The organism is Rhodococcus sp. BE178 (assembly GCF_050433545.1).
Classification (GTDB): Bacteria; Actinomycetota; Actinomycetes; order Mycobacteriales; family Mycobacteriaceae; genus Prescottella.
On sequence record NZ_JBNPXA010000009.1, the window covers coordinates 70604 to 92206 of the forward strand.

Sequence of the window (21603 nt, forward strand, 5' to 3'; positions counted from 1 at the left end):
GCTAGTCGGATCGGCGGGCCACGGATATCCCGGTGCGTCGCCATTCTGTAGCCATGCTAACGACTTGGCGGCCGCGGCGTGAGGTGCCCGCACGATCGCCGCCATCGCGGGCGAACGTGCAGGATGGAGGGGTACACCCAGAGCAAGGAGACAGTTAGTGGCACAGGTCAGCGCCAGCAGTTCGATCACCACCACCGCGGCCCCCGAGCAGGTGCTCGCCGCCCTGTCGGACTACGAGACCGTCCGACCGCGGATCCTGCCGCAGCAGTATCTCGACTATCGGGTGCTCGAGGGCGGCCAGGGCGCGGGCACGGTTGCCCAGTGGACGCTGCAGGCCACCGAGAAGCGCTCGCGCGACATCAAGGCGTCGGTCACCGTTGCCGGCCACACCATCACCGAGCGTGATGCGAACTCATCACTCGTCACGACGTGGGAGGTGGCCCCCTCCGGGACCGGCTCCACGGTCACCACGACGACGGAGTGGAAGGGCGCGGGCGGCATCGGCGGCTTCTTCGAGCGCACCTTCGCGCCCCTCGGGCTGCGCAAGATCCAGGAGAAGACGCTGTCGAATCTGGTTCGCGAGCTGGGGTAAGGCCCGCGACGGACTACGCTGGCAACGCGACTTCAGAAAGGACCATTCAGGTGCAACCAGGTGGACAGCCCGACATGCAGCAGCTGCTCGCGCAGGCGCAGCAGATGCAGCAGCAGTTGATGGCCGCGCAGGCGGAAATGGCGCAGGCCGAGGTGACCGGTCAGGCCGGTGGCGGCCTGGTGACCGCGACGGTCAAGGGCACCGGTGAGGTCGTCGGCCTCACGATCGATCCCAAGGTGGTGGATCCGGACGACGTCGAGACCCTGCAGGATCTCGTCATCGGTGCGATCGCCGACGCGTCGAACAAGGCGCAGGAGTTCGCGGCGAGCAAGCTCGGCCCGCTGGCCGGCGGCTTCGGTGGGGGCGGTCTGCCCGGACTGCCCGGTTTCTAGGACCGCGCGTTGTACGAGGGTCCCGTCCAGGACTTGATCGACGAGCTGGGCAAGCTGCCCGGTATCGGGCCCAAGAGCGCCCAGCGCATCGCGTTCCACCTGTTGACGGTCGAGCCGCCGGAGATCGACCGGTTGCAGGCCGTCCTGCAGCGGGTGCGCGACGGCGTCCAGTTCTGCATCGTGTGCGGCACCGTCTCCGAGGAGGAGAAGTGTCGCATCTGCTCCGACCCGCGTCGGGACCGGACGATGGTGTGCGTCGTCGAGGAACCGAAGGACGTGCAGGCGATCGAGCGCACCCGTGAGTTCCGGGGGCGCTACCACGTTCTCGGTGGCGCGCTCGATCCGCTCAGCGGCATCGGGCCGGACCAGCTGCGGATCCGGGAGTTGTTGGCCCGCATCGGCAATCAGGAGGACGGCGTCGACGTCGCCGAGGTGATCATCGCGACCGACCCGAACACCGAGGGGGAGGCGACGGCGACGTACCTGGTGCGGATGCTGCGGGATTTCCCCGGCCTGACGGTGTCCCGGCTGGCGTCGGGGCTGCCGATGGGTGGCGATCTCGAGTTCGCCGACGAGCTCACGCTCGGTCGCGCGCTGTCGGGGCGCCGGACGCTGTAGCGGCTACCGAGCCTGCGGTGTGCCCCCGAGTCCGTGTCCCGGATTCGGGGGCACACTGCTCTGCGCGGTCACCGTCCGGCGGAGCGACTCGACCAGGTCGGACAGGCCGGGGGAGGCGGCCGCGCCGGTGCGGACGATCCCGCTCACGGGCACGCGCAGCCGGTTGCGGGCCTCCCGCATGAGGGCGAGTCCGGTGCGAGGTGCCTCGCCGACGGTGCTCGCGTAGAGGACCGTCCAGGCCCGGGGGTTGGTGATGACGTCGAGGATCGCGGTGTGGTCGCGCGCGATCGGTGGCCCGAGCTGCACCCGGCGTCCGACGTCGACGAAGGCGTTCTCGACGACCGTGTGGATCAGGACCTGACTGGGCCGCGGCGGCAGCAGCAGGGGGTAGGGGGCGAGCTCGCCCAGTTCGACGGTGGAGAACGCCGACACCGGATGCTGGCTCGACGTCGCGATCATCAGGTCCTCGACGCCCAGTTCCACCGTCTCCAGGCCCGGTCGGTCCACCTCCCCGCGGATCAGGGCGATGTCGGCGTCCCCGGCGGACACTGCGTCGATGCGGTCGGTGAAGTTCTTGATCACGAACTCGATGTCCAGGTCCGGGTGCCGCTCGCGCACGCGGGCGATGGCGTCGAGGCTCTGCGGCGCGAAGCTCATGCTCGCGGTGATCCGGATCCGGTCGCGCGGTCCCTTCGCGACGGCGAAGGCCTTGGTCTCGAGGCTGAGCACCTCCTGCGCGATCGGTACGAGCCGGGTTCCGGCCGGACTGAGGCGCACGACCCGGGTCGATCGTTCGAACAGCGGCGCGCCGAGTTCCTGCTCGAGCTTGGTGATCTGGTGGCTGATGGCAGACTGCGAAATGAAGCAGCGCTCGGCCGCTCGGCTGAAGCTCAGCTCCTCGCTCACGGCGAGGAAGTAGCGCAGCTGTCGGAAGTCCATGACGACATACTACTTATGAGCAATCGAGATAACTGTTTTCCGAATATCCCTGATTACTGGCGCAAACGTCGTTAGCGCTCCTACGGTGTTCCTCATACATCTCGACGAGGAGGTACCCGTGAGCGAAGTAGCAGTCGACCGGACCGAAGTAGTGATCGTTGGTTCCGGATTCGGTGCCCTCGCTGCGGCGAAGAAGCTGGCCAAGGCCGGCAAGCCCTTCGTTCTGATCTCGGAAACCACCGAGCATCTCTTCCAGCCGCTGCTGTACCAGGTGGCGACCGGTGTCCTGGCCGCCGGTGAGATCGCCCCGTCGGTGCGCGCGATCCTCGCCAAGTACCCCAACGCCGACGTCCGGCTCGGCCGCGTCGTCGATGTGCACCCGGAGGAGCAGGAGCTGGTCTACGAGGCTGCCGGTCAGCGGCACACCCTCGGCTACAGCTCGCTGATCGCCGCCACCGGCGCACGGCAGTCGTACTTCGGCCGCGACGAGTTCGCGAAGGTCACCTACGCGCTCAAGACCGTCGACGACGCCGAGCGGCTGCGCGCCCAGATCGTGCGCTGCTTCGAGGAGGCTCACACCACCACCGACCTCGAGCGCCGCAAGAACCTGCTCAGCTTCATCGTCATCGGTGCCGGTGCGACCGGCGTCGAACTGGCCGGGCAGATCAAGGAGCTCGCGGGTCGCTACTTCGAGCAGTCGATCCGCGGCGTCACCGCCGACGACGTCACCGTCACCCTCGTCGAGGGCGCCGGTGTCGCGATGCCCGCGTACGGCGGCAAGCTCAGCGAGTACACCAAGGAGTCGCTCGAGAAGTCGGGTGTCGAGGTGGTCCTGGGCACCCTCGTCACCGATATCGACGAGCACGGCGCGACCTTCAAGGCGCACGGCAGCGACACCGGTGAGCGTCGCACCGCCGAGACCATCATCTGGTCGGCGGGCGTGCAGGCCAACGACTTCGCGGCCGCGCTCGCCGAGCGCACCGGTTGCGAGACTGACCGCGCTGGACGCCTGCTGGTCAACCCCGACCTCACCGTCGGTGGCCGCGCCGACATCTTCGCCGTCGGCGACATGACGTCGCTGAACAACCTGCCCGGGCAGTCGCCTGTCGCGATGCAGGGTGGCCGGCACGTGGCCGCGACGATCCTCGGTAAGACCAAGCGCGGCACGCCCTTCAAGTTCCGCGACAAGGGCTCGATGGCGATCATCAACCGCTTCCGCGCCGTGACGAAGGTCAAGAGCATCGAGCTCACCGGCTTCGTCGCGTGGGTGCTGTGGCTCGCGGTGCACATGGTGTACCTGGTGGGCTTCCGCAACCGCTACGTCGCGGTGATGTCGTGGTTCGGATCGTTCCTCGGCCACCGGCGCCCGCACTTCCACTACGCGCAGGAGGTCGGGCCGATCGAAGCCCCGGACACCCGCCTCACCGACGACGAACCTGTCAAGGCTGCCGCTTAGCTCATCGACAACGGGCGGTTACTGCGACATCGGCCGAGAGCCGAGCGCAGTAACCGCCCGTTCGGCGTTTCTAGGCGAGGGCGCGCAGCGCCAGATCGCGCAACTCGTGCTTCTTGACCTTGCCGGTCGCCAGGCGCGGCAACCGCTCGCAGAACTCGATGGTCCTCGGAACCTTGTAGCCCGCCAGGTGGGTTCGGACGTACTCGCGCAGCCGCTCGGCGGTCACGTCGTCGGCGGGAACCCCCGGATCGAGTTCGACCACCGCGTGGACGTATTCGCCCATCTCGGGGTCGGGAAGCCCGAAGACCGCGACGTCGGACACCTCGGGGTGGGCCGACAGGCACGACTCGATCTCGGCGGGATAGATGTTCACGCCCCCGGAGATGATCATGAACGACTTGCGGTCGGTGAGGAACAGGTAGCCGTCCGCGTCGAGGTAGCCGACGTCGCCGACGGTGGACCACCGCGCGTGGTCGGGATGCCGGGAGTCGGCCGTCTTGTCGGTGTCGTTGTGGTACTCGAACGGCACGACGTCGCGCTCGAAGTAGACGGTGCCGATCTCGCCGGCCGGGAGGGGGCTGCCGGCCTCGTCGCAGATGTGCGGGACGCCGAGCACCGCGCGGCCCACCGAACCGGGGCGGTCGAGCCATTCCTGTGCGGTGATGAACGTGATGCCCATTCCCTCGGTGCCCGAGTACAACTCGCACACGATCGGCCCCATCCAGTCGATCATCTGATGCTTCACCGCGGGAGGGCACGGGGCGGCCGCGTGCAGGACGTTCTGCAGCGTCGACAGGTCGAAGCTCTCCCGTTCCGCGGCGGGCAGTTTCAGGAGGCGGACGAACATCGTCGGCACCACCTGCGTGTGCGTGACGGAGTACTGCTCGATCGCGGCGAGGAAGTCCCTGGCGTCGAAGCGCTCCATGAGGACCACCGTCGCGCCCAGCGCCTGCGCGCCGACCGACCACTGCAGCGCCGCCGAGTGGTACATCGGTGCCGGCACCAGGTAGGTGGAGGTCTCGCCCATCCCGAGCAGGCTGCTCGCGAAGTGGCCGGCGCCCATGCCGCGCGGGTCGTCGATGTCCATGCCCGTCAACGGCCGTCGAATGCCCTTGGGGCGACCGGTTGTTCCCGACGAATAGAGCATCATGTCGCCGCGGGGCTGCTCCGCGAGCGGGACCGGATCGAACCGCGCCATCGCGGCCTCGTACGCCTCGAACCCGTCGACGGTGCCGTCCATCATGAACCGGTGCGGCGTGTCGGTCAGTTCAGGGAGGACCGCGACCGCGAGGTCGGTCATGCGTGCCGTCGACACCAGCACCTTCGCCCGGCAGTCATTGACGATGTAGGCGGCCTCGTCCGCTGTGAGATGCCGGTTCACGGCCGTGATGTAGAGCCCGGATCGGACTGCCGCCCAGTACACCTCGAAGTACCGGGGGTGGTTCTCGGCGAGGATCGCGACGTGGTCACCCGTGCGGAGTCCGAGCGCAAACCACTGCTGCGCCAGTCGGTTCGAACGGTCCTCGAGCTCTCGATACGTCACCGTCTCGCCGGTGGCGGCCATGACGACCGCCGGCCGGTCGGGTGAGGTCGCTGCGTAGACGCCGGGATACATGAGTCGAGCCTCCTAGCTGTTATGGCCTGAGAGGAGTCCCGGGCCCGATCTGCCTTGCCCGCCGAAACGGCGGAACCATGGGTTGCGCTGGAGGCACCATTGTCGCCTCCGTCACTATTGCGTGTGCCGAATCTCGCTCAGTGGGACCGCTTTCCGCGAAACGACCGGTCGAATCGAGACGAACCAGGCCGCCCCGATCACCATGGTGCAGCCGACGAGCTGCGGGAGCGTGGGGCGCTCTCCGAGCACGACCATCGCGGCTGCGATCGCGAGAACCGGCTGGAGCAGCAGGAGGGTGGCGCCGACCTCGGGTGCCAGTCGGGGCAGCGACCGGCCGAGCATGATCCAGCCCAGGAACTGCGCCGACAGTGCCAGGACGAGCAGCCAACCGAACGCACTCCACCCGGGGGCGAGATCGACCGGACCCCACAGTGATCCGACAGCCGAGCCGACCACACCCGCCGCGGCCGTCGAGACGAGGACCTGGGCGGCGGCGGTCTCGGCGGAACCGGATCGGCCGACGATGAAGATGTAGCCCGCGTACGCGACGCCGGACAGCAGCGCGAGGAACGCTCCCCACGCCAGGTCCGGGCCCGCGGACGCGCCGTCGCTCAGTCCGGCGGCGAGTGCGATGCCGGCGAACAACACCGGGACGGACACGACGAACCGCATCGGAATGCGCGTCCGGAAGATCAGGAACGAGAACAGCGGGACCACGACCACCTGGACGTTCACGAGGACGGTGGAGATACCGGCTCCGATCAGCAGGATGGACTGCGACCACAGTGCGAAGTCGACACCGAGCAGGGATCCGGCGACGGCGTAGCGGGCGACGGCGCGGCGGGACAATCCGTGTCCGGCCCGGTGCTCGCGCAGCGCGAGGAACGCGAGTGGCGGCAGCGCGAGCAGGCATCGGTAGAACACGGCCGTCGCGGGGGCCACGTCCGCGAGGCGGATGAGGACGGCCGTCAGCGAGATGTAGAGGGCTCCCCAGACGGCAACGGCCCGCGGGTCGCGGAACCCGCCGAACGCGGGGCCGGCAGCCGGGCGGGCGGTGGGGAAACGAACGGTACGCACTTCTGAGATTCTGCGTTCTACCTGCGGAAACGACAAGTAAGAAGTTCTTCTTACGATTCGGTAGTGTTTCTACCGTGTTGAACCTCGATCGAGTACGAGCGCTGTGCGCCGTGGCGCAGGCGGGGTCGGTGGCCGCGGCCGGCCGGATCCTGCATGTCACGCCCTCCGGGGTGTCCCAGCAGCTTGCCAAACTCGAACGCGAGGTCGGTGCGGTCCTGCTCGAGCCGACGGGGCGCGGGGTGCGGCTGACGCCGGCCGGTGAACTCCTCGCCCGTCGCGGCGACCAGTTGCTGTCCCACGCCTCCGGGATCGAGGCCGAGATCGTGGCGATGCGCAGTGAGGTCGTCGGCCCGATCCGGTTCGGGGCGTTCGTCACCGCGTCACGGCTCGTGCTTCCGGGCGCGGTGACGTTCCTGCTGTCCCGGTACCCCGTCCACGTGACGGTCACCGAGGCCGAAACCGAGGTCACACTCGAGTCCGTCAGCCGGGGCCGGATCGACATCGGTGTCGTCGACAGTTGGGAATCGGCGCCCGTCGAGATCCCGACGGAGCTGGAATCGCGACTGATCCACCGCGACACCGCCGATGTCGCCCTCCCCGCGGATCATCCGTTCGCGCGCAGCGCCGTGGTTCCGTTGTCGGCGCTGTCGGCAATGCCGTGGGTGGCATGGGGCTCGGGGACCGCCTTCCACGCGTGGCTCGTGCGGACGCTGCGGCGGCAGGGTTTCGAGCCCCGGGTCGACTTCGAGGCGTCCGACATCTCGACGCACCTCGCCTTTGCCGCCGCCGGACTCGCGGCGGCGCTGGTGCCGCGTCTGGCAGTCGATCGGCCGCCCGCCGGGGTGGCGCTCGTGGCCACCGAACCCCGCCTCTACCGCGACATCTACGCGGTATGGCGGGCCGACACCGGCGGACCCGCGGTGCGCGCCGGCGTCGATGCGGTGGAGGCGGCGTTCGGAAGCGGGGAAGCTCAGGACTCGCGCAGCGAGTGATCCTGCTCGACCCCCAGATCCCGCGGGCAGTAGCCCACCGGATACCCGGGGTAGGTGCGGTTCCGCGGATCGTGCGCCGACGCCGACGCCCGCCGCTTCGGGAGTAGGCGCACCACCGCCGACCTGGAACGCAGCCCCGCCTCGGCGGCTGCCTGCACCCGGGGTGAGCCCTTGGGGAATCCGAACGCGGTACTCATGCGGTCGTCGATCAGCGCGTAGACGGCCGCCGCGACGGGGCGGGCCAGGGCCTTCGGGTACCACGACTGGAACAGGCCGAGCGTGTACGTACCGATCCGGTGGTTGTCCTCGCTGTAGACGAAGTGCTCGCGCTCGTAGTCCATCTTGAAGCGCTGGAAATCCTGATACGAGTCGGGAATGTCCTTGATTCCCATGCGGATTCCCACCTGACGGTAGAAGTGGAACGACGCCAGGCGCTCGTGCGGATGCAGCCGACGCCAGCCGTACCGGTCGATCCAGTCGATCGGGTCGTGCACGAACGTCGACAGCACGTACAGCATGTCGTCGTTCGAGATCGTGTAGCGGCCGTGCATGCGGTTGATGTTCCGCAGCGACTCCCGCCCCCTCGGCGAGTCGTAGCCGTGCTCGATGAGTTCGGCCATCAGGAGCGCGGTGTCGTCGTAACGCTTCTGCGGCCGGTTCTCGAATTCGCCCGTGCGGGCGAGGAGTTCGGAGATCGTCGGAACGCAGTACGTCCGGAACAGCGCGAACTCGAGGGAACGTTGGTAGTCCCACGGGAATTCGTAGCCCGCCGTGATCCGCAGGATGTCCTGGTGCCGGGTCGCTGGATCGAGTTGCTCGATCACCTCGACCCACCCCATCCGGCCCGGACCGGGCCGCTGGTCGGGGTCGGGTGGAGGTAAGGTGCCGGCGCGGCGAGAGTTGGTGAGGCTCATCCCGGTCACCGACCGTGCCGGGCCTTGAGTATCCACGCGGAGATCTTCATGTCCCGCGCGGACCGCTCGAGGGTCAGCAGGTTCAGTGGGGCCGAGAACTTCTGGACGGTCACGGCCTTGGGTCGGCTGAACTCGCGGAGGCCGTCGGCGCCGTGGATGCGGCCGAACCCGGACTCCCCGATGCCGCCGAACGGCAGCGACGGGATGCCCGCGAACCCGAGGACCGAGTTCACCGACACCATGCCGGTGCGCAGGCGGTCCGCGATGTCCTTTCCGCGGGAACGGTTTCCGGTGAACACCGACGCACCGAGGCCGTAGGACGTGGCGTTGGCGCGCTCGATGCCCTCCTCGAGGTCGCGCACCTTGTTGACCACGACGGTGGGCCCGAACGTCTCCTCGCACACGGCCGACGAGGATTCCGGGACGTCGGTGAGGATCACCGGATCGACGAATCGTTCGTGCACGGAGTCGATTCCGCCGATCACCGCGCGAGCGCCCTTGTCGAGGGCGTCGGCAATGTGGCCGCGTACGACGTCGACCTGGCGGGGCAGGGTCATCGGGCCGTACGTGTCCCCGTCCGTGCTGCCCGGACGGACGCGCTCGACCGCGGCGGTGAACTTGTCGAGGAACTGCCGGTACACCGGCTCGGCGACGTAGATGCGTTCGACGCCCGCGCACGTCTGGCCGGCATTGCCGAACGCGCCGAAGGCGGCGAACTCGACGGCCTTGTCCAGATCGGCATCCTCGGCGACCAGCATCGCGTCCTTGCCGCCGCACTCGGCCACCAAGGGGGTCAACGTCTCCGCGCACACCGCCATCACCTTGCGGGCGGTCGGGCCGGACCCGGTGAACGCGATCTTGTCGACCCCGGCCCGGCACAGGTCCGCGCCGGTGGCGCCCAGCCCCGTGATCACCTGCAGCACGGGCTGGGTCGGGGCGAGCGAGTTCCACTTGGCCTCGAGCCACTTGCCGACACCGGGGGTGAGCTCGCTGGGCTTGAACACGATCGCGTTGCCGGCGGCGAGGGCGTACGAGATCGAACCCATCGGCGTGTACACGGGGTAGTTCCACGGGCCGATGACGCCGACGACGCCCATCGGCTTGTAGCCGAGGGTGGCCGACTGGTTGGCGCTGACCAGTCCCGATGGCACCCGACGGGGCTTGAGGACCTTCTTGGCGTTGCGGGCGGCCCAGTCGAGATGCTCGACGGCGAGCATCACCTCGAGGAGCGCGTCGTCGTGCGGCTTGCCGGTCTCTGCGGACACGACCTGCGCGAGACCGTCGGCGTCCGAGGCGATCGCCTTCTTGAACTCGAGCAGCCAGTCGCGGCGTCCACGGAACCCCTGTGCTTCCCACCAGCGGGCCGCGCCGTGTGCTCGCTCGACGGCCGCGCGCACGTCGGCCGCGTTCGCGACGGGGTATTCGGCGAGCACCTGGCCGGTGCGGGGATCGAGGCTCTCGAACGCCGTGGGTGCGTCGGTGGGGGATGGAGAAGCAGGTAAACCGGGTGCCGCGTCGCTCGAAGACAGTTCTCGGGTCATGTCGGGCTTCCTCCAAGGGATCGCATCAAATATATTTGATGTGATTTACTGTGGTGACGCTCACACTATTCGGCGCGGCCGGTGTGGACAACCCCCACGCGCGGCGTCCACGCCCGGCCCGGACCGCACGGATCGCGGTTCACTCGATTCTTCGCAGGCAGGAGCACATCAATGACGATCGACTTCACCGCCGAGCAACAGGATTTCGCGCAGGCAGTGGCCGCGTTCTGTCGCAAGGAATGCGGTACCCGTGAACAGCGTGACGCCCTCACCGGACGCGGCGAGCACAACCACAACCAGGACCTCTACCTCAAGATGGCGGCGCTGGGGTGGCTCGGTGTCACGGTCCCCGAGGAGTACGGCGGATCCGCCGGCACCGCGGTCGACATGTGCATCCTGCTCGAGCAGGCCGCCCGCGGCATGGCGCCGATCGGCGGTATCGGGCCCACCCTCATCACCGGCGCCGCGTACGAGAAGTTCGGGACGCCCGCGCAGAAGGAGGCGGTGCTCGGGGGCATTGTCCGCGGGGCGTCCGAGTCGATCTCGATGTCCGAGCCCGAGGCCGGTTCCGACGTCGGCAACCTCAGCTGCCGGGCCGAGAAGGTGTCCGACGGCTGGCTGATCAACGGGCAGAAGACGTGGTGCTCCAACGCGCACTTCGCCGAGAACATCCTGCTGGTGGCGCGCACCGATCGCAGCGGCTCCAAGCACGAGGGGCTCACGATGTTCCACCTGCCGGCGGACACCCCGGGACTGAAGATCAGCGGCATCGAGACGATGGGCGGCAAGGAGGTCAACGACCTGTACCTCACCGACGTCCTGCTGCCCGACGACGCCGTGGTCGGCGAGGTGGGCCGCGGGTGGACGCAGTTGATGACCGGACTCAACATCGAACGGCTGATCCTCGGCGCCATGATGCTCGGCACGGCGCAGCGGGCGTTCGACGACGCGCTCGAATTCATCACGCAGCGAAAGCAGTTCGGCCGACCGGTGGGGACGTTCCAGGCGCTGCGGCACCGCATCGCGGACCTCGCCACCGAGATCGAGTGCACCCGGCTGCTGGTGTACAGCACGGCGCGGCTGATCGACGCGAACCCGACGAAGCTGTTCCCGCGCGAGGCGTCGATGGTGAAGCTCAAGGCCACCGAGACCGCGAAGAAGGTGGCGCTCGAGGGCATGCAGATGATGGGCGGCTACGGGTACGCCACCGAGTTCGACATGGAGGGTCACGTTCGCAAGACGCTGGTGTCGTCGATCTACGGTGGCACCAACGAGATCCAGCGCGACATCATCGGCAAGACGTACGGGTTGTAGGAGCCGATCGTGGTTGCACCGGTACGTCCGACGCGGCCGCTGCGTCGGACACAACTCTCGGACGACGTGGCGGCGCATCTGCGCGGCGCCGTGATGTCGGGGCGATTGCGGCCCGGCGAGTTCGTGCGACTCGACGAGACCGCAGCCGAACTCGGGGTGAGCGTCACACCGGTGCGCGAGGCCCTGCTGACCCTGCGCGGCGAGGGCATGGTCGAGTCGGTGCCCAACCGTGGCTACGTCGTCTCACGTCTGGCGCCGGAGGACGTGCACGACATCTTCTGGCTGCAGGGGCAGATCACCGTGGAGCTGGCGGTGCGTGCATCCAGGTCCGCGGGGACCGAGGACCTGACCCGGCTCGGGGAACTCAACGACGTGCTGCGTGACGCCGTGACACTCGCGGACCCGGACCGGATCGCGGACGCGGAGTACGAGTTCCACCGCGAGCTGTGCCGCATCGCGGGCGGACCGAAGCTGGCGTGGTTCCTGCTCAACGCCGCGCGGTACACGCCCTACCGGCTGTACGCGGCGGATCCGGCATGGGGTGAGCTGGCGGTGCGATCCCACACGAGTCTGATCGAGGCGATCCGTGTCCACGATCGGGACGCGGTAGTGCGCCACACCCGCATCCAGTTCGACGATGCGGCCGAGCGGCTGGTCGCGCACCTGGGGCGAGCGGGGATCTGGACATGACCGCGGGATCGAATCCGGTTGCTGTGGAGAGCAACTCGACTGGGAAGGGGGGCCATGCGATGGCCACCGAGACCGCTGGCCGACAGACCGGGATCCGGGCGGGGGAGCCGCCGGCCGGCACGGTCGACCTGGCCGACTTCGTCGGGGAGTCCATGCTGCTGATCGGGGCGGGGGCGACCGTCCTGCTGCAGCTGGCGCTGCCGGGCGTGGGGCACGGCGTCGCCGAGCACAGCACGACGCTCGAACGACCGCTGGACCGACTGCGCACCACGATGACGTACGTGTACGCCGTCACGCTCGGCACGCCCGAGGAGAAGCAGGCTGTGGTCCGGTTGGTGAACCGGGCACACGTCCCGGTGCGATCCGAACGCTACAACGCGTTCGATCCGGAGCTACAGCTATGGGTGGCGGCGACGCTGTACCGCAACGGCTCCGACATGTACTCGCGGTTCTTCGGTGCCCCCTCGGATGCCGACGCGGAGCGGCTGTACCGGCAGTCCGCGGTGTACGGCACCGCATTGCAGGTCGGGGACGACATGTGGCCGGCCACCCGCGCCGAGTTCGATGCCTACTGGGACCGGATGATCGCGTCGGCCGAGGTGGACGACCAGGTGCGAGCGTACGTGCGGGGCCTTCTCTCCGGTGGCAGGGCGCCGCTGCCGGTGCGGCTGGCGATGCCGCTGCAGCGGTTCTTCACGATCGGATTGCTGCCGTCCCGGATCCGTGACCAGTTCGAGCTGCCGTGGAGCCCACGCGATCAGCGCCGCTTCGACCGGTTCATGGCGGTCCTGCCCGTCGTCTACCGGCGAGTTCCGCGGCCGATCCGCCAGATCACCGCCACGTACTACCTGCGGGACATGCGCCGGCGCCTCGCGGCGCACCGGCATCTCATCTAGGTCCGTGGACTAGCCCCAGAAATCGGCCTTCGTGTAGTCGGAGAGCGGCGAGAATCCCAGGCCGCGCAGCCCCGCCGCCTCGCAGGCGCGCTTGAACTCGTCAGTGCAGACCAGCTCATGGCCGACGTCGGTGCAGATGAAGGCTGCCGCCTCGGGAACGCGCGCCTCCGCGATCTCGAACCTGGCCACGGATTCGAACCTCGGCGCGTCCGGGATGTTGCGATTGCGGGGCGCCTCACCGCCGGCAGTGTCGAACTCGAACTCGAGCTCGACGTCGGATGCCGCTACGTCGATCACCGACGCCCACTCGCCCCAGCGCAGGTAGCTGTAGCGCTTCGTCGTCGGCACCCCGCCGGACTGCAGCACTCGCACGGGCACCGACACGAGTCGGAGCCCGAAGCCGCGGCAGATCCGCACGAACTCCTCCGATGCGAGCCAGTTCACGCCCCAGTAGTCGACGTCGATCCGCCGATTCGTGGTGACGAGCTCGTAGTCCGACTCGGTCGGAGACTCGGCGGGCTCGGGATCGAACGCGTCCCAGTACCACGGCCGGTTGAGTTTCCCCTTGAGGATCGGCGGGCAACCCGGCTCCCCCGCAACGTACTCGACGATCCACAGCACCATGCCCTCATTCTGTACCGATGCCCGCGGTCGCTGTGGGTCGGAGACGGTGGAGATCGACGGTCACAGCGCGACGTCGCGCTCGGGCCCGAACCAGCAGTGCTCGCCGACGTCGAAGACGAGCTTGCCCTTGTCACCACATGGAGTCGAGCTGAGCGCGGAGCGACAGGAGGTTCCGTGCCCGCTGCAGGGCCGGCAGGTCGCTCCCGTTCTCGATGCCGCTTCCGGATGCCCCCAGCCGCGCGACGACCTGCTCGGCCCACGTGACCTCGTCGTCGGTGGGGCTGAGCGCGTCGTTCGTGATCGACGCCTGTTCGGGGCGCAGACACAGCTTTCCGGTCATGCCCATCTCGGCGGTGATTGCGGCGTCGGCGAGGATGCGTGTGGGGTCGGTGGACAGACACGGCCCGTCGATCGGCGCCGCGATGTCGGCGAGCCGGCTCGCGATCACCAGCTGGGACCGGGCGTGGGCGAGGGCGAGGGGAGTGTCGGCGATGCCCGTGTCTCGGCGGAAGTCGCCGCGCCCGAAGGCGAGACGGACGACGTGCGGGGACGCGGCGATCTCTGCGGCCCGGGCGATGCCGCGCGCGGATTCGACGAGTGCGATCAGGGGAACGGCGCCGCCGAGCGCGTCGGCCGTCGCCGCTACCTCGTCGGGTGATTCGGATTTGGCGAGCACGACACCCTCGACACCCTCGAGATCGTGCAGCGATTCCAGATCATCTCGCCAGGACGGCGACGTTCGGCTGTTGATCCGGAGCCATCCACGACGGTGCCGAAGCCATTCACGTGCGACGACTCGCGCCGCCGCCTTACCCGACGGGGGAACGCCGTCCTCGAGGTCCAGGACGACGACGTCGGCGGGGGACTTCGCGGCGCGGTCCAGTTCCTCGCTGCTCCTGGCCGGAACGAGCAGCCAGGAGCGCGCGATGGCGGCGCGGGTGGGTGTGACGGTCGAGTTCACGGGTTCCTTCGGGTGCGGCGGGAGACGTCGGTGGCGGGACGTCGGTACGTGGCTCGGCTGCCGGAAACGGCGTACACGGCTGTGGTGGAAGCGCTCACCCTCACGGGCGGGCTCCGAGATTGCCCGTGGCTTTGCCTATCCGCCAGTAGATTCCGCCTCCGATCATGCCTCCGTCCACGGGTAGGTCGGCGGCGTTGACGAACGAGGAATCCGGTCCGAGAAGGAAGAGCGCAGCCGCCGCGAGCTCAGCAGGGTGGGCGCCACGGTCCAGCAGCGTCGCGTCCCGGTTTCCGTCGTGCAGCAGTCGCGCGGTGTCCAGGTCGTGAACGGCATTCGCAGAGTTCATCATCGGTGTCTCGACGAGACCGGGGCAGATACAGTTCACGCGGATGTTCCGTGGCGCAAGTTCGAGCGCGCTCGCCTTGGTGAGTCCGCGGAGCCCCCACTTGCTGGCGGTGTAGGCGGCGCTGAAGTACCCGGTCAGACCTGCGGTGGAGGAGATGTTGACGATCGCCCCTCCGTCCTCCAGCAGGGGTGCGAGGGTGCGGATTCCGAGGTAGGCGCCGGTGAGGTTGATGCCCATGACCCGATCCCACTCGGGGAGGGTCGTCTCCGAGAGAGTCTTGCGGAGAGTGATGCCGGCGTTGTTGACGAGACCGGCGAGCGGTACCCCGCAATCACGTACCGCATCGGCGACGGTCTCCCATCCGCTCTCGGTGGCGACGTCGGCGACGATCGTGTTCAGGAGCCTTCTACCGTCGCCGACCTGCTCGATCAGGTCCACCCACCAGTGCGAGTCCTCCGGATGGACGTCCACCGCGTGTACATGTGCACCCGCCGCGGTCAGGGCGACGACCTCGGCGGCGCCCTGACCGCGTGCTCCGCCGGTGACGACGACCGATTTCCCAGTCCAGTAGCTCATCGAATCGTCCTTCATGCCTTGGTTACTCCGCCGTCGACCAGGAAGGTCTGGCCGGTGACGTACGACGAGGTATCGGACGAGAGGTGCAGCATCATCTGTGCGATCTCGGCGGGCTCACCCATGCGGCGCAGGGGCGTCTTGCCCACGTAGGACTCGTAGTTGACGGGGTCTGCGTGCATCCAGGAACTCATGGGTGTCCGGATGTAGCCGGGAGCGATCGCGTTCACGCGGATACCGAGCGGACCCCACTCGAGGGCCAGGCACGAGGTCAGATGGACGACTGCAGCTTTCGCGGCGGCGTAATCGGTGCAGTTGGGCCGAGCCTTGAGTGCGGCGTAGCTCGAGAGATTCACGATGGACCCGCCGCCGTTGTCGGCCATGACGCGGGCGGCAGCCTGTGCACCGAAGAACGTGCCCGTCAGATTGATCGCGATCGTCTTGTTCCACGATTCGAGGTCCATGTCGAACGCGGGCATCCGCGCCATGAATCCGGCGTTGTTGATCCAGGCGTCGATCTTGCCGTGGTCGTCGGCGATCCGGTCCACCGCGTCGGCGATCTGATCGGTGTCGGCGATGTCGACGGTCATGTGGTGGACGTCCGGCCGCTGCGGTTGCGTCTGCCCTGCAGCGAGATCGAGCCCGATCACGACGGCGCCCTGCTGCGCGAAGGCATCGACGGCAGCCGTACCGATTCCGCCGCCTGCGCCGGTGACGACGACGACCTTGCCTCGCAGATCCGGGTACACGGCGATCGGAGCGGTGTCGTGGGAAGTGGTGAGGTTCATGCGGCTTCCTTCTTGTTCGAGAGGTTCGTGCGGCCGATCATCTGTAGCGGAACCTTGGCCGTCTCGCGGATGATCGCCGCCGCAGCGACGGCGAGCAGTCCGAGGGCCATCACGTAGACCGAGTAGATCCAGGACATGTCGATCGAGGCCAGCCACGTGTTCAAGTAGGGGGCAGTACCGCCGAAGACCGCGACCGACAGCGACGTGATCAAGCCGACGCCACGAGCGCGCGCGGAGGTGGGAAGCTGTTCGGCGATCAACGCGGGGAAGATCGAGGCCAGTAGCGACCAGACCAGCAAGCCGAGCAGTTGAGAGGCGAACAGCGTCCAGGGCGCCGAGCCGAGGATCAGGTTGACTGGGATCACGACGACGAAAACGCCGACGCCGTAGATCGCGAGCATCGGACGTCGACCCCAGCGGTCGGCCATCATGCCGCACAGCGGCAGCCAGAGGATGCAGACGAGTTGTGCCAGCAGGCTGGCGACATACGCTCCGTTGGGATCCATGCCCTTCGTCGCGATCGCGGTCGCGGGTGCGAAGGTCACCCACGTGTAGTACGTGGCGTTGGATGCCGCGCCGATCATGATGATTCTGGCGCCGATCCCGAGGAAGTCCCGGGTGCTGAGCGCGGTAGCGGGGTCGTCCGTGGTCTTCGACGATTCCTCGAAGACGTCGGACTCGGCGGCATTGCGGCGCAGGAACAAGGCGTAGACACCGAGGATGCCGCCCACCGCGAATCCGACACGCCAGCCCCAACTCTGCATGTCGTCCTTGCCGATCGCCGCGGTCAGGCCGGCCGCGAGCGCGGTGGCGGCCATGACGCCGATCGTCACGCTCACGAACACCGAACTCGACCACAGCCCTCGGCGTTCGGGAGGTGCGATCTCGGCGACGTAGGTGTAGCTGACACCGCTCTCGCCGCCGTGCGCGAGTCCCTGGGTGAGGCGCAGGACGAGCAGGAACAGCGAGGCCAAGGGGCCGACCTGTTCGTAGGTCGGTACGAGAGCGATCAGGAGACTGGTGAGTGCCAGCAGCGACATCGTGGTCACCAGCGTGAACTTGCGTCCCTTGCGGTCCCCGATCTGGCCGAAGAGCCACCCGCCGACCGGCCTCGCCACGAACCCGCCGGCGAAGACCGCGAGCGTCGACAGCAGCGCCGACGTCGGATTGTCGGAGTTGAAGAGATTCGCGGCGAGATACACCGAGAAGGTGCCGTAGAGGGTCCAGTCGAACCACTCGAGCGCATTGCCAACGGCGGCCGCACGCAAGGACTTGCGACGTGCGCTCGCGCTGAGGGTTCCGGGCGGGCTATCGATGAGAGTCATGGGTGGAGTCCTTCGCGGACAACGGCTCCGGCCGGTGTCGGGTGGGTGCGAGATGCTGCAGGAACCAGTCGGCGGCAGCCGTGCTCGTCTGCTCGAAATGGTCGGTGTACACCGAGTAGTGCCCGCCGGGGACGAGGAGAAGATCCTTGGGTGGATGTGCGGCGTTGAACGCGTCCAGTTGGAGATCGGTCGGGGTGAGGCCGTCGGCGTCGGCCACGATCATGAGCAGCGGCGTGGTGCCGATCCTGCGGACGAAGGTGCCCGGCTCGTACTGCCGGGCGAGTTCGATCGAGCGCAGCGTGATCTCGTTGCGCCAGGACGGGCAGCGGGCCGCCTCGGATGTCATGTACTCGTACGAGTCGCGCTGGGGGTAGGCCACCGGCGCATCGGGATCGGCGCTGACCGTCTGGATCGTCTGCGGTGGGGCGCCGGCGAAGCGTGCCTCGCGATCGGCCTCCAGGCGTTCCTGGAGGAGTGCGGCCTTCTCGTATGGAGAGCGTCGCAGACCTGCCTCGTATCCGCTGATCGTCGGCACCTGAGCGACGACGCACTTGACCCGCCGGTCGACCGCGGCGACGACGAGTGCATGTCCGCCGCTGTAACTGCTTCCCCAGACGCCGATCCGGTCTCGATCGATCTCTGGACGGGAGCGAGCGAACGAGATCGCGCACCGGAAGTCCTCGATCTGGCGGGCAGGATCGATCTCTTGGCGGGGCTGTCCCTCGCTCAGCCCGAGGTTCCGGAAGTCGAATGTCAGCACGGCCAGGCCCCGACTGGCCACGATCGCGGCGTAGTCCTCGAGGTCGCCACCGGTGACCATCGACCACCCGTGACCCATCACAACGGCGGGTAGAGGAGCCGAATGGCCGGCGGGGACGTACAGCGTCCCGCGAACAAGATCACCTTGTACGGAAAACTCGATTGATTCTCTGGCCCCATCGAATGTGTCTGCGGGGAACGATCTGGTAATCACTGCATCTACCTCGTAACATCGCTTCAAGCTTCCTGTCGGAGCACGACGCTATCGGTGATCCAGTTCACTGATCAACGAGCGGTTTCCGATCGATTGATCGGCTAATCCGATGAAAGGGTGTTCGGGTGAACCTGCGCTGGCTCGACTGCTTCTTTGCCCTCGCGAAGGAGCTCCATTTCGGTAGGGCAGCGGCAACGTTGTTCATCGGGCAGTCGACGCTCTCCGAGTCGATTCGGAACCTCGAGGATCACCTCGGCGGCAGACTCTTCGACAGGAGTAGTCGTAGAGTCGAGCTGTCCGACTTCGGCCGTAGAGCTCTCGAATCCCTCCAGCCCGTATGCCTGGAGCTGGTGTCCACGGTCGACCGTTGCCGCGCCATGAACAGCGGCGAGAAGGTCCCCTTCACGATTGGCTTCCTCGGGGGCGGGTTGTACGAGTTGCACCAGCCGTTCGTCCGCGAGTTCGCGGAGGAGTTTCCGGAGGTAGCGCTGTCGTTCACCGAGCTGAACTATCGGACGCACTTCTCGGCGCTGGCTGACGGTGATGTCGACCTCGCCATTTGCCGGCTGCCTCTCGGGGCTTCCGGACTGACCAGTGGTCCCGTCGTCCTCCGGGACCAGCGTGTCCTGTGCGTTCAGTCCGGGCATCCGCTGGCAGAGCGCACGCTCGTCGACCCGGAGGAACTCGCGGAGCTGAAGATGTGCCGGATTCCACCGGAATCGACAGATGTCGGCTGGCAGGACTATCACTTCCCTCGGACGACCCCGAGCGGCACACCGATCGCCTCGGGCCCGACGATCACCACGATCCGCGAAGGGATAGCCGCTGTCAGCGCGGGGGAGGGCAGCCTGATGATCACGAAGCGGGCGGTCGACTACTACGGGACGCCGAACGTCGACTTCGTGGCCATCGATCTTCCCTCGATGCCCTCGGCCCTGGTCCGACGTACCAACGACCATCGGCCGATCCTGGCGAAGGTGGATGCGCTGCTCTACAAGATCGCACAGCGGTTCGGAACCGCACCGGTGCCCGACGTCGGTGTCGGGTACGAGAGCGCGGGCGCTGTGTGACCCACGGTCAGAGCGCGACGTCGCGTTCGAGCCCGAACCAGAAGTGCTCGCCGCCGTCGAAGACGAGCGTGCCCTTGCCGTTCATGACGCCGATGACGGTGTCGTCGTCGACCTTCTTGAAGTGGTCGAACACCGGCATGCCGTCGTAGACCATGGTCGCGGTGACCTCGCCGCGGAAGACCACCTCCCACAGACTGGCCTCACCGTGTCCGGTTCCGATGTCGGAGAACAGCTGACCGTCGTCGCCGCGGCACAGCAGCGGCTGCACCTCCGACTCGCTCACGAACGCCTTGCCGTACCAATGCGCCCGCTCGAGCAGACCGCTCGTCCGGTGTCCTGTGTCGAAGGCGAATCCGCGCCAGCGGAATCCGATGAGATCGGCGGACTGGCACGGTTCGAGGCGGGTCCAGAGCGCGTCGAGTTCACGCGGGTCGATCCGATCGGTGCGGGCTTTCAGTTTCGCCACGTCGTCCTGCACGGTCATGATCAGCCTCCTGTGTCTTCTCCTGCGTGATCCGGTGCGACGTTCGCCTCGCCGAACAGTGTTGCCAGCATCAGCGTTCGGACTCGGAGTTCGTTGCCCGGGGTCGGGTCGAAGTGCATCACCCGGCCCACGTCGAGCACAAGGCTCAGCGCGGCATGGACGAGGAAGCGGCACTCGGTCGCCGACAGTTCGGTTCGGGTCTCGCCGAGGAGTCGGGCCCACTCCTCGATGTTGAGACGCTGCACGTTGCGCAGTTCGGTGCGCTGCGCGGACGGCAGACTGCCGATCTCGGCGAAGTACACGCTCATCAACTCGCTCTGGGCGAACGACAGCCGGACGTACACCGCGACCAGTGCCCGCAGGGCCTCCTGCGGAGTCGTGGACTCGCCGAGCGCGGTGCTGACGGCGACCGTCAGTCGGTCCGCGGCACGATGGAACGCTGCGGCCAGCAGATCGGACTTGCCGGCGAAGTGTCGGTACACGCCCGAGGCGTTGATGCCTGCGGCACTGCCGATCTCCTCGATGCTCACCTCGTGGTAGCCGCGGGCGTGGAAGAGCACGATGGCCTCGTTGAGTAACACCTCCCGCTTGTTGGACAGCGGAATGCCGGGCGCTCTGGTCGATGCGGCTGTCGGCTCCGCGGGTGGGGGCAACTCGACACGGGACACGGTCCGGCAGGCGTCCAGGAGGAGTCGCTCGAGACGTTTCGGGGGCAGGTTCGACCGATGCACCGTGATGCTGCCGATGACGCTGAGCAGCGCAACGCAGATCTGCACGTCGTCGCGCTGCGGAAGATCCGGACGCAGTTCGGCGAGGGTGGCACCTATCCGGCGGTTGACGCTCTCGATCGTGGCGCGGATGCACTCCCGGTCGCCGGTGTCGAGATACCGGCTCTCCCAACGGTAGAGACCCGCGGTGCGTCGGTTGGCGACGGTGGTGCGAATCGCGGCCAGGATCTGTCCGTCGAGGCGTTCGGCGGCGGTCGCGGCCGGCGTATCGGCGTCGTCGGTGATCGCTCCCTCGAGCGCGGTCGCGAGATCGGTCGCGGCATGCAGGAACAGTGCGTACTTGTTCGGAAAGTGGCGATACAGCGCGGGCCCGGAAATTCCTACCGTCGAAGCAATTTCGTCGACGCTGACGCCGTGATACCCGCGCTCGCTGAAGGCCTCGGCCGCGACCGTGGCGATCTGCGCTCTCCGGTTCTTGGGCCTGCGCCGGATCTCCGTCCGTTCCGCCACCCGAACCTCCTGACAAGTGGGGGACTGGTGTCGGCAGCATAGCGCAGCGGTGAGCCCCCGTATCCGACTTCATGATCGTTTGTCCGACCGGAGATTAGCGCGAATCCTGCTGCGCATCAGTGGTTGACAATCGATCCGCCCGACACGAAAGTTAACGCCGATTCTTACTGCGGTCCCGGAACCTG

General features: G+C 67.6%; 22 protein-coding genes. 9 read left to right on the plus strand and 13 right to left on the minus strand.

The window, feature by feature from the left end; translation table 11 throughout:
* Nucleotides 1–157: 157 nt before the first annotated feature.
* Genes J2X34_RS16850 through recR form a run of 3 tightly spaced genes read left to right on the plus strand, consistent with a single transcriptional unit; the run spans nt 158 to nt 1602 of the window.
* Complete coding sequence (locus J2X34_RS16850) at nt 158–592, plus strand: SRPBCC family protein (protein WP_429518508.1); 435 nt, start codon at nt 158–160, stop codon at nt 590–592.
* Nucleotides 593–642: 50 nt separating this feature from the next.
* Complete coding sequence (locus tag J2X34_RS16855) at nt 643–984, plus strand: YbaB/EbfC family nucleoid-associated protein (protein WP_114721269.1); 342 nt, start codon at nt 643–645, stop codon at nt 982–984.
* Between the two features lie 9 nt (nt 985–993).
* Nucleotides 994–1602: a recombination mediator RecR gene (gene recR / locus J2X34_RS16860; RefSeq protein WP_114721267.1), complete on the plus strand. Its 609-nt coding sequence runs from the start codon at nt 994–996 to the stop codon at nt 1600–1602.
* A 3-nt stretch (nt 1603–1605) separates the two neighbouring features.
* Here recR and J2X34_RS16865 read toward each other — a convergent pair whose 3' ends face one another.
* Nucleotides 1606–2541 (minus strand): LysR family transcriptional regulator, encoded by a 936-nt coding sequence (locus J2X34_RS16865; protein WP_429518511.1) that lies wholly within the window; start codon nt 2539–2541, stop codon nt 1606–1608.
* 118 nt (nt 2542–2659) lie between these two features.
* Between J2X34_RS16865 and J2X34_RS16870 the strand changes: the two genes are divergently transcribed.
* On the plus strand, nt 2660–3997 hold the full coding sequence (locus tag J2X34_RS16870) for an NAD(P)/FAD-dependent oxidoreductase (RefSeq protein WP_258557828.1): 1338 nt from the start codon (nt 2660–2662) through the stop codon (nt 3995–3997).
* A gap of 70 nt (nt 3998–4067) precedes the next feature.
* Here the strand turns inward: J2X34_RS16870 and J2X34_RS16875 are convergent, their stop codons facing one another.
* Both J2X34_RS16875 and J2X34_RS16880 read right to left on the minus strand, forming a co-directional pair.
* Nucleotides 4068–5612, minus strand: a complete 1545-nt coding sequence (locus J2X34_RS16875; RefSeq protein WP_429518513.1) for an acyl-CoA synthetase — start codon at nt 5610–5612, stop codon at nt 4068–4070.
* Nucleotides 5613–5726: 114 nt separating this feature from the next.
* Nucleotides 5727–6689 (minus strand): DMT family transporter, encoded by a 963-nt coding sequence (locus J2X34_RS16880; RefSeq protein ID WP_114721259.1) that lies wholly within the window; start codon nt 6687–6689, stop codon nt 5727–5729.
* A 74-nt stretch (nt 6690–6763) separates the two neighbouring features.
* Here J2X34_RS16880 and J2X34_RS16885 point away from each other — a divergent pair, with 74 nt between their 5' ends.
* Nucleotides 6764–7681, plus strand: coding sequence for a LysR family transcriptional regulator (locus tag J2X34_RS16885; protein WP_429518515.1), 918 nt, complete (start codon nt 6764–6766; stop codon nt 7679–7681).
* Here J2X34_RS16885 and J2X34_RS16890 read toward each other — a convergent pair.
* Nucleotides 7660–8631, minus strand: coding sequence for an oxygenase MpaB family protein (locus tag J2X34_RS16890; protein WP_429518517.1), 972 nt, complete (start codon nt 8629–8631; stop codon nt 7660–7662). The two genes, J2X34_RS16885 and J2X34_RS16890, sit on opposite strands and share 22 nt — an antisense overlap.
* Nucleotides 8601–10136, minus strand: coding sequence for an aldehyde dehydrogenase family protein (locus J2X34_RS16895; protein ID WP_429518519.1), 1536 nt, complete (start codon nt 10134–10136; stop codon nt 8601–8603). The genes J2X34_RS16890 and J2X34_RS16895 overlap by 31 nt, the downstream gene beginning before the upstream one ends.
* Before the next feature lie 171 nt (nt 10137–10307).
* Here J2X34_RS16895 and J2X34_RS16900 point away from each other — a divergent pair, with 171 nt between their 5' ends.
* From J2X34_RS16900 to J2X34_RS16910, 3 genes are read left to right on the plus strand one after another with little or no spacing between them, the layout of a single operon-like run.
* Nucleotides 10308–11450 (plus strand): acyl-CoA dehydrogenase family protein, encoded by a 1143-nt coding sequence (locus J2X34_RS16900; protein ID WP_114721251.1) that lies wholly within the window; start codon nt 10308–10310, stop codon nt 11448–11450.
* 9 nt (nt 11451–11459) lie between these two features.
* The gene (locus J2X34_RS16905; RefSeq protein WP_114721249.1) at nt 11460–12140 is read left to right on the plus strand and encodes a GntR family transcriptional regulator; all 681 of its coding nucleotides are present in this window, start codon (nt 11460–11462) and stop codon (nt 12138–12140) included.
* A gap of 59 nt (nt 12141–12199) precedes the next feature.
* Nucleotides 12200–13036 carry an oxygenase MpaB family protein gene (locus J2X34_RS16910; protein ID WP_258557826.1) on the plus strand — a complete coding sequence of 279 codons (837 nt, stop codon included), beginning with the start codon at nt 12200–12202 and terminating at the stop codon, nt 13034–13036.
* Between the two features lie 9 nt (nt 13037–13045).
* Here the strand turns inward: J2X34_RS16910 and J2X34_RS16915 are convergent, their stop codons facing one another.
* The 6 genes from J2X34_RS16915 to J2X34_RS16940 form a co-directional block, all read right to left on the minus strand.
* A complete protein-coding gene (locus tag J2X34_RS16915) occupies nt 13046–13660 on the minus strand; it encodes a hypothetical protein (protein ID WP_429518522.1) in 615 nt (204 codons plus the stop codon).
* A gap of 130 nt (nt 13661–13790) precedes the next feature.
* Nucleotides 13791–14621, minus strand: a complete 831-nt coding sequence (locus J2X34_RS16920; RefSeq protein WP_114721245.1) for an HpcH/HpaI aldolase/citrate lyase family protein — start codon at nt 14619–14621, stop codon at nt 13791–13793.
* 100 nt (nt 14622–14721) lie between these two features.
* On the minus strand, nt 14722–15543 hold the full coding sequence (locus J2X34_RS16925) for an SDR family NAD(P)-dependent oxidoreductase (protein ID WP_429518524.1): 822 nt from the start codon (nt 15541–15543) through the stop codon (nt 14722–14724).
* Nucleotides 15544–15554: 11 nt separating this feature from the next.
* The gene (locus J2X34_RS16930; RefSeq protein WP_429518526.1) at nt 15555–16328 is read right to left on the minus strand and encodes an SDR family NAD(P)-dependent oxidoreductase; all 774 of its coding nucleotides are present in this window, start codon (nt 16326–16328) and stop codon (nt 15555–15557) included.
* On the minus strand, nt 16325–17653 hold the full coding sequence (locus J2X34_RS16935; RefSeq protein ID WP_114721239.1) for an MFS transporter: 1329 nt from the start codon (nt 17651–17653) through the stop codon (nt 16325–16327). The genes J2X34_RS16930 and J2X34_RS16935 overlap by 4 nt, the downstream gene beginning before the upstream one ends.
* Entirely contained in the window at nt 17637–18626 is a 990-nt protein-coding gene (locus J2X34_RS16940) for an alpha/beta hydrolase (RefSeq protein WP_114721237.1), read from the minus strand. Before J2X34_RS16940 ends, J2X34_RS16935 begins: the two co-directional genes overlap by 17 nt.
* 125 nt (nt 18627–18751) lie before the next feature.
* Between J2X34_RS16940 and J2X34_RS16945 the strand changes: the two genes are divergently transcribed.
* Entirely contained in the window at nt 18752–19696 is a 945-nt protein-coding gene (locus tag J2X34_RS16945) for a LysR family transcriptional regulator (RefSeq protein WP_114721235.1), read from the plus strand.
* Nucleotides 19697–19703: 7 nt separating this feature from the next.
* Here J2X34_RS16945 and J2X34_RS16950 read toward each other — a convergent pair whose 3' ends face one another.
* Both J2X34_RS16950 and J2X34_RS16955 read right to left on the minus strand, forming a co-directional pair.
* Complete coding sequence (locus tag J2X34_RS16950) at nt 19704–20180, minus strand: DUF4334 domain-containing protein (protein WP_429518531.1); 477 nt, start codon at nt 20178–20180, stop codon at nt 19704–19706.
* Nucleotides 20181–20182: 2 nt separating this feature from the next.
* On the minus strand, nt 20183–21418 hold the full coding sequence (locus tag J2X34_RS16955) for a TetR/AcrR family transcriptional regulator (RefSeq protein WP_429518532.1): 1236 nt from the start codon (nt 21416–21418) through the stop codon (nt 20183–20185).
* Between the last annotated feature and the right edge of the window lie 185 nt (nt 21419–21603).